This window comes from Agreia sp. Leaf335, from assembly GCF_001423605.1.
Lineage (GTDB): Bacteria > Actinomycetota > Actinomycetes > Actinomycetales > Microbacteriaceae > Agreia.
In genome coordinates this window covers 691919-705210 of record NZ_LMOQ01000002.1, presented here as the reverse complement: position 1 = coordinate 705210, position 13292 = coordinate 691919, and the positions used below count along the sequence as shown (strand labels likewise).

Genomic DNA, 13292 nt, shown 5'->3' with positions numbered 1-13292 from the left:
GCCGAATCAAGAGATCCAGCGTCTCTAATTGCCCCCGACGCCGGGCACGATTCCGGTGTTGTCCTCGTCGCCGCGGCCGTCGGTTCCGTCTTCTTCGGCCGGGGGCGCCACAGTTGCGCCCGGCGTCGGTGCGATGCCAGGGGCGTTCTGAGAGGGCGCCGGCGTGGGCGTCGCCGTCGGAGAATCGGTGGGCGCATCGGAACTCGATCCGGAGCCCGAACTCGATCCCGATCCGTAGACGAGGGAGTCCTCGGGGTCAGGAAAGTCCGCCGCAGCGGGCAGCGTCTCGTCGTTCGCCGTCATCACGGATTTCCAGATGCGGTGGCGCACGCTGTACCCGGAGTACCCGTTCGTCTCGACGTCGGTCATCGAGACGTCTCCCGACACGTTGCCCACCCAGACAGCCGTGGCCGCCCTCGTGCTGGCCCCGATCATCCAGGTGTCTTTCTCGTTGTCGGTCGTTCCCGTCTTACCGATGTGCTCGACATCGTCGTAGGGATTCGACGCCGTGGCGGTTCCGCTCTGGATCGGGCCTTTCATCGCGTAAGCGAGGGTGGCGGCCACCTTCGGGTCGAGAGCCTGCGCGCACCCGGCCTGGGGCGGCTGCAGTTCCGCACCCGTCGCATCCACGATGCGGTCGATGGCGATCGGCTTGCAGTAGACGCCGTTCGCGGCGATTCCGGCATAGGCCGCCGCCATGGTCAGGGGCGCGATCGTCTGCGTGCCCAGGATGTCGGCGAGGTTCGAGCCGAGGTCACCGCCGTCTGCGCGGTGCACGCCGAGAGACTGGGCCGTGTTGCGGATCTGGCAGAGATCGAGCTTCTGGGCCATGGCGATGAACGCGTTGTTCACCGAGTCGGTGAGGGCGTTCTGCACGGTCACCGTTCCCGGCCGCGATCCGCTGTCGTTCTTGGGCGAATACGGGTCGCCGCTGATGTCGATGCACGAGTTCGTGAAATTCGATCGATTGAACGTCTGGGGATTGCCGTTGATCCGCTCGCCGAGCGTGTGACCCTGCTTCAGCCACTCGGCGAGAGTGAAGACCTTGTACGTCGAGCCGACCTGGAAGCCGGTCGATCCGCCGTACCCCTGATCGGTGTTGTAGTTCAACGACGTGCTGCCGGGGTCGGCGGAATCGCCGGCCACGTACGTCTTGTTCTGCGCCATCGCGAGGATGCGCCCCGTTCCGGGTTCGACGGTGACGATCGTGGAGCCCAGGTCGAGTTCGTCGCTCGAGGCCGGGATGTACTTGGTCATCGTCTCGTTGGCGTTGGCTTGGAGCGCGGAGTTGAGAGTCGTGTAGATCTGGAACCCGCCCGTCTTGAAGTTCGACCAGCGCTCGTCGGCTGTTGCGCCGAAGGTGGGGTCGTTCTTGACGATCCAGGTCACGTAGTCGCAGAAATACGCGGCCCCGTTCGCCGCGGTCTGGCATCCCGTCGACGGCTCGGTGATCACGGGGGTCACGGGCGTCGCGACGGCCTCGTCGTGCTGTGCCTGGGTGATCGTGTGGTGCTTGAGCATCGACGCGAGAACGTCGACGTCGCGCCGGGCCTTATTGGCCTCGATGTTGTCGGGCTCGTCGATGCGCAGCCCGTTCGGCTCGTTCACCGTCGCGATGAGGCTGGCTGCCTGGGCGACCGTCAATTGAGCTGCGGTCGTTCCGTAGTAGTAGTTCGCCGCGGCCTCGATGCCGTAGACGGAGCCGCCGAAGTTCGCAATGTTCAGGTAGCCGAGCAGGATCTCGTCTTTGCTGTACTTCTTCTCCAGACCGATCGCCAGACGCATCTCTGACAGCTTGCGATCGAGCGACGTGTCGGTCGCTTCGGCGTAGGCCTTCTCCCTGTCGGTCTCGTTGTCGAGCGCTTCAGCCCGCTGCACGAGGATGTTCTTCACATACTGCATCGTGATGGTCGATGCGCCGCTCTCGACTCCTCCAGACGTGACGTTCTTGAGGGCCGCACGGAGCGTCGATGTCAGGTCGACGCCGTTGTGCTCGTAGAAGCGCGGATCCTCGGTGGACACGACGGCGTCTTTCACCGCGGGGGCGATCTCGTCCCAGCCCACCTCTTGCCGGTTCTGGTCGAAGACCGTGGCCAGAAGGGTGTTCGAGCCGTCGGGGTTCGTCGAGTAGATCTCGGACTTCTGCGCGAGCGCACCGATGTTGAGGGTCGAGGGCAGATCCTCGAAGAGGCCGACCGAGCGTGAGACGGATGCGCTGGTGAGAGAGACCGCAGGAACGGCGAGCGCGGTGACGAGAACGCCGGCGACGACACTCGCACCGAGGAGCTTCAACCAGGGCTTCGCCGCAGACATAAGACGTGACGAGGAATCAGGCATAACAGTTGAGGATACGTTCGCGCACCTCCGAAGCGGCTGAATCGAGCCCGAGCGTCACACGAGGACACAGAAGTTCCCTGCGCGGCCGCAGAGAGTAAGGCTTGTGCACATGACACTGCACTCTTCCGCTCGCGGACCACAGCAGACCGGTTCCGTCGATTCGATCGCCGAGCACTCGGGGCTCGACGCCGACTCCTTCAAAGCCGTGTTCCGCAATCACCCCGCCGGTGTCGCCGTGATCACCGCGGACGCCGGAAACGGGCCGGTGGGCCTCACGGCCACGTCGGTCTTCTCTGTCAGTGCACAACCGCCGTTGCTGGTCTTCTCCGTGTCAGGACAGTCCTCGAGCGCTCCGACGATCCTGGCCGCCGACACGGTGGTCGTGCATCTCCTCGGCTCCGAACAGCTCGACCTCGCAACCCTCTGCGCCACGAGCGGCATAGATCGCTTCGCCGACACGTCGATCTGGGACCGGCTCATCACCGGGGAGCCCTACTTTCCGTCGGCACAGTCGTGGATCCGCGGCAAGGTCATCGAACGCATGGATGCCGGTGGCTCGACCGTGATCGCCATCCACGCCCTGCAGGCGGGCATCTCCGACGACGTCGACTCGGGTGAGCCTCTCGTCTATCACAACCGCACGTGGCACCGGCTGGGCGAGCACTCCCGCATCGACGCGTGAACGGCCGACTTCCTCGCTAGTGCGAATAGAGTTGAACGAGAAAGACCTCGTGCAAACCGAAGGAAGTCCTAAAACATAATGAGCGCTCACTACAACCTCGTCGTTCTGGGAGCCGGCCCCGGTGGCTATGTCGCTGCCATCCGTGCCGCGCAGCTCGGGCTCAGCGTCGCCGTCGTCGAAGAGAAGTACTGGGGCGGTGTCTGCCTCAACGTGGGCTGCATCCCCTCTAAGGCCCTGCTCCGCAACGCGGAGCTGGCCAACATCTTCGCGACGCAGTCCAAGGAGTTCGGCATCTCGGGAGATGTCTCGTTCGACTTCGGCGCCGCGTTCGACCGCAGTCGCAAGGTGGCCGAGGGGCGCGTCAAGGGCGTGCACTTCTTGATGAAGAAGAACAAGATCACCGAGTACGACGGTCGCGGCTCGTTCAATGACAGCCACTCGATGACGGTGGCCAAGTCAGACGGCACCGCCGAGCAGATCACTTTCGACAACGCGATCATCGCCACCGGCTCGTTCGTGCGACTCCTTCCCGGCGTGACCCTCAGCGACAACGTCGTCACATACGAGAGCCAGATCCTCACGAGGGAGCTGCCGAAGTCGATGGTCATCGTCGGCGCCGGTGCCATCGGCATGGAATTCGCCTACATCCTGCGCAACTACGGCGTCGAGATCACGATCATCGAGTTCCTCGACCGCGCGCTCCCGAACGAAGACGCCGATGTGTCGAAGGAGATCGCGAAGCAGTACAAGAAGCTCGGCGTCACGCTGCTCACCTCGACCAAGGTCGAGAGCATCGTCGACAACGGCTCCTCCGTCGCTGTCTCCTACACAGCCAAGGACGGCACCAAGGGATCGATGGAGGTCGACAAGGTCATGATGTCGATCGGGTTCGCACCCCGGGTCGAGGGCTTCGGACTCGACAAGACCGGCGTGCAGCTCACCGAACGCGGAGCGATCGCGATCGACGACCACATGCGCACCAACGTTCCCAACATCTACGCCATCGGCGATGTCACAGCCAAGCTGCAGCTTGCCCACGTCGCCGAGGCGCAGGGAGTCGTCGCCGCTGAGACCATGGCAGGAGCGGAGACCCAGACGCTGGGCGACTACCGCAACATGCCGCGGGCCACGTTCTGCCAGCCGCAGGTGGCGAGCTTCGGCCTCACGGAGCAGCAGGCGCGCGACGAGGGCCACGACGTGCTCGTCTCGACCTTCCCGATGACGGCCAACGGCAAGGCACACGGGCTCGGGGAGCCCGCCGGTTTCGTCAAGCTGGTCGCCGACGCCAAGTACGGCGAGTTGCTGGGTGGCCACATGGTCGGTCACGACGTGTCCGAGCTTCTGCCCGAGCTCACGCTCGCTCAGATGTGGGATCTGACCGCCACGGAGCTGGCGCGGAACGTGCACACGCACCCGACCCTGAGCGAGGCCCTGCAGGAGGCCTTCCACGGCCTCAAGGGGCACATGATCAACCTGTAAGACGGGTCGGCACGGGCGCTAGATGCCCGTGCCGCCCTCCCACAGGTGCTCCGAGGTGCCGCTGATCAACGAGGCCACGCTCATCGCCTGGCTGTCGGTCAGCGAGGCGATGTAGTCGACGATGCCGCGGCCTCGACCTCGCGCGATGAGGCTCTCGTCGTCGGTCGTGCCGCGCAGCAGCTCAGGCGTGTCGGATCGAAGTCTGAAGTAGCCCGCCGTCGCCACCTGTACGAGTTCGACCAGCCGACGCGGGGCGCGTGCGGCGTCGTCTTCGTCGGAGAGCCAGGCCCGGAATCCCTCGACCAGGGTCTCGAGCACTCGGCCCTGACCGCGTTGGTAGGTGGCGAGGTCGGGACGTTCGAGCACGAAGCGGGTGTGCACGAACTTGAGCACGACGACGTCGTGCCACGCCTGCTGGCCGAGTCGCACGTGGGCGCTTCTCACATGCGGAGTGCGATCGACGACGATGGAGCGCTGGAGCCTGTTGATCCAGCTGCGTGTGAACGACGAGATCGCCCTCTCGGCTCCCATAGAGCCGTCGAACGGCACCGACAGCAGGCCGTCGCCCAGGTCTTCGCTGACTCTCTGCACGGCGGCCCTGAATGCGTCGTCCGATGCGATCCACGCATCTCGGGCGTGGATGCGTCGCCTCACCAGCTCGAGCGCGTGCCCCGGTGTGCGAGCGCTCGCTTCGAGCGCCTGTTCGTCGAGCCTGGACAGCGCGGTCTGGTCGCGCAGCCAGCTGCGCAATTCGGCCGAGACCGACGCCTGCTGCAGAACGCCCGCCCGATAGAAGTCGTCGAGATCGTGGATCGAGTAGGCGATGTCGTCGGCGATGTCCATGACCGAGCATTCGACGGTCTGGCGCCACTCGCCGATGTTCGGGAAGGCTCTCTGCGCCTCGCGAAGCTCCTCGACATCGAGCGTGTAGGCCGAGAACTTGTCGGCGCCTCCGTTGCGTTGGGAGCCCACGCCGCGCGGCATGCCGTCGGGCATGTCGGTGCGCACGCGCGACTGCCAATCTGCGCGCAGCCACGGGTACTTGAGCACACCCGCGCGCACCGCGGCCGTGAGATTGAGGCCCTGCTCGGTCGCGTCGCATGCGTCGAGCTCGGTGAGGATGCGGAACGTCTGCGCGTTGCCTTCGAAGCCCTCAGACAGGCCCAGGCGTTCGCGGGCGAGTCGATCGAGCACCTGTTCGCCGAGGTGACCGAACGGCGGATGCCCCAGGTCGTGAGCGCTGGCGGCCGCCTGCACGACGACGGGGTCGCACCCACCGAGCTCGCGCACGAGAGCCCCGGTGTCGCCTCGGTCTTGCTCGAGCATCACCGCGATGGACCGTGCAACGGCGGTGACCTTGACGGAATGGGTGAGTCGATTGTGGATGACGGGGCCCGCCCCCGCCTGCGAGATGACCTGAGTGACGGCCGACAGACGGGAGAAGTACGGCGAGAATCGGATGCGCTCGAGGTCGACCCTGAAGTCGGGCTGCGGTTCGATGCGTTCGATGTCGTCGAGCTGCTCCGGGATGCGACGCCTGATGCGGGCCTCGGAGGTGTTCTGCAGTGCGTCAGCGGTGCTCATCTGTTCGAGATTACATCTGCAGAGCGAGGGCGAAGGGCAGAACCGGCCCCGAGCCGTGCCGTCGAAGTTCGCGCCCGGCGACCGTCAGCGTCCAGCGGCTGTCGACGAGGTCGTCGACGAGCAGTACCGGGCTGCCGGCGAGAGACTCGAGTCGCGACGCCATCTGCTCGGAGACCTCGAACCGCTGCCACACCGACGAGAGGCGGTACACACTGTTTCCTCCCGGAGCTCCCTCGGGGCCCGCGCCGACGAGCTCGAGTGAACCGAGATGCGGGAGCCGACCCAGCTCGGACAGGCCCTGAGCGATCGATTGCACGAGTGCAGGCCGACGCCTGGAGGGCATGCTCACGATGGCGGCGGGTCGCTCGCTCCACGGCCACTCGCCCAGGACCTTCGCGCAGGCCTGGATCAGCGCCGGGCTGGCGGCCTCGTCCGGGGCTCCCGCGGCGAACAGTTGCCGCAGCGTGCCTCCCCACCCCAGATCAGTGAGCCTGGCCAGTGCGCGGCCCGGCTCGACGCGCTCGTCGAGGGCAATGCGCCCCTTCGCCGCCACTCCGCGCTCCGATGCGCCCGTCGGCCATTGGGTGCGGGGCTCGATGACCGCGCCGACCCTTTGGAGCGCCGTCTCCGCCGTGGCCTGGTCGCCCGTGGACACGGAAGTGTCGTACCACGCCGTGGTGCACCTGTCGCAGCGGCCGCAGGGCGCGGCGGTCGGGTCGTCGAGCGCACGCTGCAGAAACTCCATGCGGCACCCCGTGGTGGTCTCGTAGTCGAGCATCGACTGCTGTTCGGCCACGCGCTCCGCAGCGATGCGCTCGTAGCGTTCGGCGTCGTAGACCCAGGGCCTGCCGGTCGATCGCCACCCGCCCTGAACCTTCGATACGGCACCGTCGACGTCGAGGACCTTGAGCAGGAGTTCGAGCGGAGTTCGGCGCAGGTCGACCAGTGCCTCGAGCGCGGGCGTCGACAGGGGGCCGGATGCGGCGTCGAGGGCGTCGAGAACCGCGCGGGCCCTCCGATCGTCGGGCATGGATACCGTGGCGAAGTAATGCCAGATCTCAGGGTCTTCTCTGCCCGGCAGAAGCAGAACGTCTGCGTTGTCGGTGGCGCGCCCGGCCCGCCCGACCTGCTGGTAGTAGGCCACGGGAGACGACGGTGCTCCGAGATGGATCACGAAACCGAGGTCGGGCTTGTCGAATCCCATGCCGAGTGCGCTCGTGGCGACGAGGGCCTTGACCTCGTTGTTCTTGAGCTTCGCCTCTGCCGCCTCGCGGTCGGCAGGATCGGTGCGGCCGGTGTAGGCCAGCACCTCGTGGCCAGCCTCGCGAAGCAGACGAGCCGTGTCTTCGGCTGCAGAGACGGTGAGCGCGTAGATGATTCCGCTGCCCTGCATCTCGCCGAGGTGGGTCAGCAGCCAGCCGAGACGCGCTTTCGAGTCGGGCAGCCGGAGTGCTCCGAGTCGCAGCGATGCACGCGCGAGCGGGCCCCGGATAGTGACGACGGTATTCGCCTGCGGCCCGTGTGTGTCGACGCTGAGCTGCTCTGCCACGTCGGCCACCACCCGGGAGTTCGCGGTCGCCGTGGTCGCGAGAACCGGTACGCCCGAGGGAAGCTCCGCGATGAGGGTGCGCAGGCGTCGATAGTCGGGGCGGAAATCGTGACCCCAGTCTGAGATGCAGTGCGCCTCGTCGACGACGAGAAGGCCCGTGCGACGCACGAGTTCGGGCAGCTGTTCGTCGCGAAAGCGGGGATTGTTGAGTCGTTCGGGCGAGACGAGCAGCACATCGATCTCGTTGCGTGCGAGACGCTCCTTGATCGACTCCCACTCGTGGGTGTTGGCCGAGTTGAGGCTCGCGGCGGTGACACCCGCGCGCGCTGCCGCGGCCACCTGATCGCGCATCAGTGCGAGCAGGGGTGACACGAGGATCGTGGGCCCCGCGCCTCTCTGGCGCAGAAGGAGGGTGGCGATGAAGTAGACCGCGGACTTGCCCCACCCGGTGCGCTGCACGACGAGGGCGCGACTGCGGTCGGTGACCAGGGCGTCGATGGCCTCGCGTTGCCCGTCGTGGAACTCGGCGTCGGGGCGGCCGACGAGGGAGCGCAGGATGTCGGTCGCGGTCTGCTGCGGTTGCACGGTCATGACTCGAGCCTGCCATCCACCACCGACCCCGGCCGACACTCAGGCCGTTCTGGGGCGAGACGAGGTAGCCTCGCGCCTGTGCAGAATCGTCCACTCGCCCATCTCGTAGCGGTCTTCCTCGGGGGAGTCGTGGGGAGCGCTCTGCGGCTCGGCCTCGACCTCGCGCTTCCCCACACGGATCAGCAGTTTCCGGTCGACACTCTTCTCATCAACACGATCGGATCATTCGTGCTCGGCTGGCTCACGGCAGCAGTCTTCCGACGGGGTGCGTCGTCGATCGTCACAGCTGCCGTCGGTCCGGGAGTCCTCGGTTCGTTCACCACCTTCTCCGCCGTGATCCTCGCCCTCGTGCTCCTGACCGTCTCGGGGCCGGATCAGATCATCGTCGCCGTCGTCTATCTGATCGCGACGCTGCTGCTCGGCCTCGGCGCCGCATTCATCGGACTCCGTCTGGGCGAGCGACGCGATCGCTCTCCCCACGCAGGGGAGCCGACGAGATGACGCCTCTTCTCGCTCTCGTGGTCGTCGTGGCAGGCGGCCTGGCCGCGATCGTGCGCTACGGGGTGAGCACGTTCGCCGCCTCGCGTCCGCGCGCGTCGCGGCTGGGGCGGTTCCCGTGGGCCGTGCTTCTCGTGAATGCCGTCGGCTCGGCGCTCGCCGGCTGCGCGGCCGGGCTCGCAGCGGGGTCGGCGCTGACCACCGACGTGCGCCTCGTTCTCATCACCGGGGTCGCCGGGGGGCTCACCACCTTCAGCACCTTCAGCGTCGAGACCGTCGACCTTCTGCGCTCCGGTCGGTGGCGTACAGCCGTCGTCTCGTGTCTCGGCAATCTGTTCGTGGGCATCACGCTCGCCGTGGCCGGCTACGCGGTGGGCGTGCTGCTCTCGTCGTGAGCGGGCGCTCGCACGAAGCGGGCCCAGAGCCAGACCGCGAAACAGGCGGTCGCGAAGGCGAGCGATGCCAGGCCGAGAACGATGAGGCCCGCTCCGCCGCCCAGCCCCTCGAGCGCGGACGACAGAACGCCGGCCAGAAGCGTGAAGCCCGTCAGGGCGAGCACCAGCCAGCCGATCGGCTTCCAGCGCAGGATATGGCGTCCCGGCAGATCGGCGATCGGAAGCAGCAGGATCGCGGCCCCGCCGAGTGAGGCCAGCGCGACGGTGTTGACGAACTCGGCAAGGAACGCGCCGACGGTGCTCGAACCGGCGCCAGCGGCAATCGACCCGGAGATCAGGAAAGCGGTCGTGCCGACGGCGAGAAGCGCACCGACCTGGAGTGCTGCCAGGCGACCCCTCGCTCGTCGCGAGGCGGGAAGCGTCAGTCCCAGGCCGAAGACGATGCCGAAGACCAGCGCCGGATCGAGGTCGAGAACGCGCGAGAGCGCCGTCGCGCCCACGGAGACGAGAAGAAAGAGCGGGCGAAGTCGGATGTCGGTGGTGGCGTCGAAGACGGTGCGCGCAAGCATCCGGGGCAGGAGCACGGCGACCGTGTTCACCACGAGCACGCCCAGGATCACCGCGACGAGCAGCCGCAGGTAGGCGGGTTCGTCGGTCACGGGGGCGCTGAGCACGGTGATGGCGGCGCTGGCGATGAGGGCGAATGTGCCGGTGACTCGCGCATTCCAGCGCAGGGCAGGAGCGGTCTCGAACTCCTGGTAGCGGGATCGGTTGCGACCGGTGAACCTGCCACCGGTTGCCGATTGCAGCTCAGGCGTGGCTCGGAGACCCCGGAGGGTGCCCGCGAGGAGGCGGGCCGGAACGGCGAGCAGGGCGACCATGGCCAGCCCGATCCCCAGCGCCAGGGTCCAGTCGACCGAGCCCGATGTTCCGAAGGCCGGCTGCATCGCGGCGCTGAACCGAGTCGAGGCCGACCACCCGCCCGAGGCGGTCATCGGTGGCGCACCCGCCGCGCCTGGCTGAGCCTGCGGCTGCTGAGGGGCCGCGGCCGTGGGGTCGCCGCCGGCGATAGAGGGGATGGGGGTGGAGTTCGGAGCGGGCTGCGTCGCACTCGGTGTGGGCTGCTCGGTCGGCGACGGTGGTGTCGCCGGGGCGGTGAACGCCACCGAGACGTGAGCGCTCTCGTCGCTGATATTGCCTGCCGCATCCTGCTGGATGGCCGAGACCGGATAGGTGCCGGCGTCGATCGCGGCGGAGGTGCACGACCAGCGCCCTGCCGAGACGACAGCCTGGCACAGTGAGTGCGGACCGGCGAAGAGCGTCACCGTAGCGCCGTCTTCACCACTGCCCGAGAACGAGGCGCCGGAAGCCTGAATCGAGCCGGTGGGAATCGTCACGCCGGGAGGCGCGGGTGCATCGACGTCGATCGTCAGGGTGCTCGCCCGGCTCGGCGACGACGAGCGACCTCCGCTCCACGGCGCCACCTGTGTGGCCGTGAGCTCGTAGGAGCCGCTCGAGAGACCCTTGGGAAGGGCGCAGAACCAGGCTCCCGATGCATCCGCCGTCGCGGTGCAGGACACCTGTCCCGCGACGGCCGTCACCGTGGCGCCCGGCACCGCCTCGCCCATGACTGTTCCATTCGAGACGGTGCCGTTTCCCGCTGAACCGGCGGTCGGGGCATTGAGCACAGAGACCTCGACGCTCGTCTCCGACGACTGAGCGGCCACGGTCTGGACCGCGCGCACGGTGACAGAGGGGGTCGAGGGCAGCGAGACCGCGCACGACCACGTTCCCGTGGTGCTCGTGACGACACTGCACAGGGGCTGCCCGCCGGCGCTGGAATACAGGTCGATGCCGCTGCCCGGTTCGGCCGTACCGCTGAAGGGGATGCTGTCGCCGACCAGAGTCGACGCCGCGGGCCGCTCGATCACCGGGGCGGCGACCGCGGTCGAATCGGGACTCGGCGCCGGCTCGATCGGCGAGGCGGGAGGCGCCACGGGCGTCGACGTGGGGGGCGGATCGGTCTCCGTGGCGAGCGCGACGGTAGCCGGGGCGACGAAGGCGATCGTGAGAAGAAAGACGCCGAGAAGCGCCGATGCCGTCGACAACACGGCAGCACGACGGCGCTGTGCTGCAGACAGAGGTGGTTCGGGCAGATCGGTCACGTACCTCCCATTTAGGGGTGTTGCGCGAGCGAAGTCAAAGTCTGTTGCGTTCGTATGGGCCTGCGCGATGAAAAATTCACACGCCCGTAACGCGTGCCGCGCCATACTGGGCACGAGTGGGACGATCGACCCACTCGGCGAGGGGGCGACTCGATGGCCAGGATGTCGGCACAGGAGCGACGCGCCGAGCTCGTCTCCGCAGCGTTCCGCGTCGTCGCTGCCCGCGGGGTCGCGGCGGCGAGCGTTCGCGTGATCTGCGCAGAGGCGAGCATGGCGCTCGCGAGCTTTCACTACGTCTTCGCCACGCGCGACGAGCTGATGGCCGAACTGGTGAGCGTCGTCGTCGAGGCCGAGCGTCACGCCATGCTCACCGATCTGACACCGGGGGAGACCTTCCGCGACACCGTGCGGCTCGGGCTCGAACGGTATCTGCAGCATCTGCGCTCCGACCCGCAAAGGGAGAAGGCCATGCTCGAACTCACCCAGTACGCCCTCCGCACGCCAGGGCTCGAGGTCGTCGCCTCGACGCAGTACGAGCGCTATTGCGTGCTCGCCCAGGACGCCCTGGCGACGGCGGCGGAGCGCTGGAACATGATGTGGACTATGCCGGTCGACCAGATCGCCCGCATCCTCGTGGTGGTCACCGACGGGGTCACGCTGTCATGGCTCGTGACGCGAGACGACGCCGCGGCCGCCCGTGCGCTCGACTTCGCGGCCGACTCGGTCGTCGGTCTGGCGGTCGCCGCATGAGCGGCACGGATACCGCAGCCGCGGGAGTGTTCTCAGAGCCCGTTCGCCGCGTCGAGGGCGGGTGGATTGCCCTCTTCGCGGCCGCGTGGCTCGGCGTCTGGATGGCGCAGCTCACCCCGGTGCAGCTCTTGCTGCCCGTACAGATCGAGCAGCGCCTCGGCGCCGCATCGTGGGTCGAGAATGTCGTCGCGTTCGGTGTCATCTCGGGAATCGCGGGCGTGGCTGCGTTCGTCGCCTTCCCCGTCACCGGACTCCTCTCCGACCGCACGACATCGCGCTTCGGTCGTCGCCGCCCCTGGATAGCCGGGGGAGCGGCGGTGTTCGCCGTCTCGCTTCTGCTGCTCGGACTGCAGGAGAGCTTCATCGGAATCGGCATCTTCTGGACGCTGTCGATCGTCGGGTTCTGCGTGCTCACGGCCGCTCTCACGGCGACGATCTCCGACAGGGTGCCTGTCGAGCAGCGCGGATTCGTCTCCGGCTGGATCTCGGCTCCCCAGGCCATCGGCACGATTCTCGGCCTCGTACTCGTTCTCACCCTCTTCACCGGTCAGTTCGGAGGGTACGCCGCAGTGGCGGTGCTGCTCGTCGTCTTGGTTGCGCCCTTCCTGGTCTTCGGCCGTGACCAGGTGCTGACTCGCGAGGCCGCCAGGCGAATCCCTCGCGGTCGGCTGCTCGACGAGTTGTGGATCAGTCCCCGGCGTTATCCCGATTTCGGATGGACCCTGCTCGGCCGAGTCCTCGTCAACACGGGCAACGCGCTCGGAACGACCCTTCTGCTCTATTTCCTGATGTACGGGCTCGACGACGAGAACGCCGAAGACGACCTCCTCGTCTTGACCCTGATCTATATGGTCTTCGTCGTCATCTCGTCGCTCGGGGCAGGCGCGCTCAGCGATCGGCTCGGACGACGACGCGTCTTCGTGTTCGTGTCCTCGACACTCCAGGCCGTCGCGGCGCTCCTTCTCGCATTCGTGCCCGAGCTCTCTGTGGCCATGATTGCCGCCGGCCTGTTGGGCGCGGGCTACGGATGCTTCCTCAGCGTCGATCAGGCGCTCGCGACGCAGGTCCTTCCCGACCCGGCGACGCGTGGCAAGGACCTCGGCATCATGAACATCGCCACCGCCGTGCCGCAGGCCCTTGCTCCGCTGCTCGGTGCTGCTGTGGTCGCCTGGCTCGGCGGTTTCCAAGGACTCTTCGTCCTGTCTGCACTCTTCGCTTTCGGCGGTGCTCTGGCCGTCTCCCGCATCAGATCTGTGAGGTAG

At 67.3% G+C, this 13292-nt stretch carries 10 protein-coding genes; 6 read left to right on the top strand and 4 right to left on the bottom strand.

What is annotated here, in order from left to right:
- Positions 1 to 24: 24 nt before the first annotated feature.
- Positions 25 to 2337, bottom strand: a complete 2313-nt coding sequence (locus ASF79_RS09385; RefSeq protein WP_082495785.1) for a transglycosylase domain-containing protein — start codon at positions 2335 to 2337, stop codon at positions 25 to 27.
- Between the two features lie 109 nt (positions 2338 to 2446).
- Here ASF79_RS09385 and ASF79_RS09380 point away from each other — a divergent pair, with 109 nt between their 5' ends.
- Together ASF79_RS09380 and lpdA are read left to right on the top strand one after the other, a co-directional pair.
- Positions 2447 to 3019 (top strand): flavin reductase family protein, encoded by a 573-nt coding sequence (locus tag ASF79_RS09380; RefSeq protein ID WP_082466340.1) that lies wholly within the window; start codon positions 2447 to 2449, stop codon positions 3017 to 3019.
- 78 nt (positions 3020 to 3097) lie between these two features.
- The gene (lpdA, locus tag ASF79_RS09375; RefSeq protein WP_055854068.1) at positions 3098 to 4498 is read left to right on the top strand and encodes a dihydrolipoyl dehydrogenase; all 1401 of its coding nucleotides are present in this window, start codon (positions 3098 to 3100) and stop codon (positions 4496 to 4498) included.
- 18 nt (positions 4499 to 4516) lie between these two features.
- Here the strand turns inward: lpdA and ASF79_RS09370 are convergent, their stop codons facing one another.
- Together ASF79_RS09370 and ASF79_RS09365 are read right to left on the bottom strand one after the other, a co-directional pair.
- Entirely contained in the window at positions 4517 to 6082 is a 1566-nt protein-coding gene (locus ASF79_RS09370) for a deoxyguanosinetriphosphate triphosphohydrolase family protein (protein WP_082466169.1), read from the bottom strand.
- 10 nt (positions 6083 to 6092) lie between these two features.
- Positions 6093 to 8222: a RecQ family ATP-dependent DNA helicase gene (locus ASF79_RS09365; protein ID WP_055854065.1), complete on the bottom strand. Its 2130-nt coding sequence runs from the start codon at positions 8220 to 8222 to the stop codon at positions 6093 to 6095.
- A gap of 78 nt (positions 8223 to 8300) precedes the next feature.
- Here ASF79_RS09365 and ASF79_RS09360 point away from each other — a divergent pair, with 78 nt between their 5' ends.
- On the top strand, positions 8301 to 8723 hold the full coding sequence (locus ASF79_RS09360; protein ID WP_055854063.1) for a fluoride efflux transporter FluC: 423 nt from the start codon (positions 8301 to 8303) through the stop codon (positions 8721 to 8723).
- Positions 8720 to 9115: a fluoride efflux transporter FluC gene (locus tag ASF79_RS09355; RefSeq protein WP_055854060.1), complete on the top strand. Its 396-nt coding sequence runs from the start codon at positions 8720 to 8722 to the stop codon at positions 9113 to 9115. The genes ASF79_RS09360 and ASF79_RS09355 overlap by 4 nt, the downstream gene beginning before the upstream one ends.
- Here the strand turns inward: ASF79_RS09355 and ASF79_RS09350 are convergent.
- Entirely contained in the window at positions 9085 to 11280 is a 2196-nt protein-coding gene (locus tag ASF79_RS09350; protein ID WP_162239079.1) for an Ig-like domain-containing protein, read from the bottom strand. The genes ASF79_RS09355 and ASF79_RS09350 overlap by 31 nt on opposite strands.
- A gap of 153 nt (positions 11281 to 11433) precedes the next feature.
- On the opposite strand from ASF79_RS09350, the gene ASF79_RS09345 reads away from it, so the two are divergent.
- Both ASF79_RS09345 and ASF79_RS09340 read left to right on the top strand, forming a co-directional pair.
- A complete protein-coding gene (locus tag ASF79_RS09345; protein WP_082495784.1) occupies positions 11434 to 12030 on the top strand; it encodes a TetR/AcrR family transcriptional regulator in 597 nt (198 codons plus the stop codon).
- Entirely contained in the window at positions 12027 to 13292 is a 1266-nt protein-coding gene (locus tag ASF79_RS09340) for an MFS transporter (RefSeq protein WP_055854048.1), read from the top strand. Before ASF79_RS09345 ends, ASF79_RS09340 begins: the two co-directional genes overlap by 4 nt.

Coding starts and splice junctions, on each gene's coding strand:
- ASF79_RS09385 (WP_082495785.1), bottom strand. CDS start 2,337: ATGCCTGATTCCTCGTCACGTCTTATGTCTGCGGCGAAGCCCTGGTTG.
- ASF79_RS09380 (WP_082466340.1), top strand. CDS start 2,447: ATGACACTGCACTCTTCCGCTCGCGGACCACAGCAGACCGGTTCCGTC.
- lpdA (WP_055854068.1), top strand. CDS start 3,098: ATGAGCGCTCACTACAACCTCGTCGTTCTGGGAGCCGGCCCCGGTGGC.
- ASF79_RS09370 (WP_082466169.1), bottom strand. CDS start 6,082: ATGAGCACCGCTGACGCACTGCAGAACACCTCCGAGGCCCGCATCAGG.
- ASF79_RS09365 (WP_055854065.1), bottom strand. CDS start 8,222: ATGACCGTGCAACCGCAGCAGACCGCGACCGACATCCTGCGCTCCCTC.
- ASF79_RS09355 (WP_055854060.1), top strand. CDS start 8,720: ATGACGCCTCTTCTCGCTCTCGTGGTCGTCGTGGCAGGCGGCCTGGCC.
- ASF79_RS09345 (WP_082495784.1), top strand. CDS start 11,434: ATGGCCAGGATGTCGGCACAGGAGCGACGCGCCGAGCTCGTCTCCGCA.
- ASF79_RS09340 (WP_055854048.1), top strand. CDS start 12,027: ATGAGCGGCACGGATACCGCAGCCGCGGGAGTGTTCTCAGAGCCCGTT.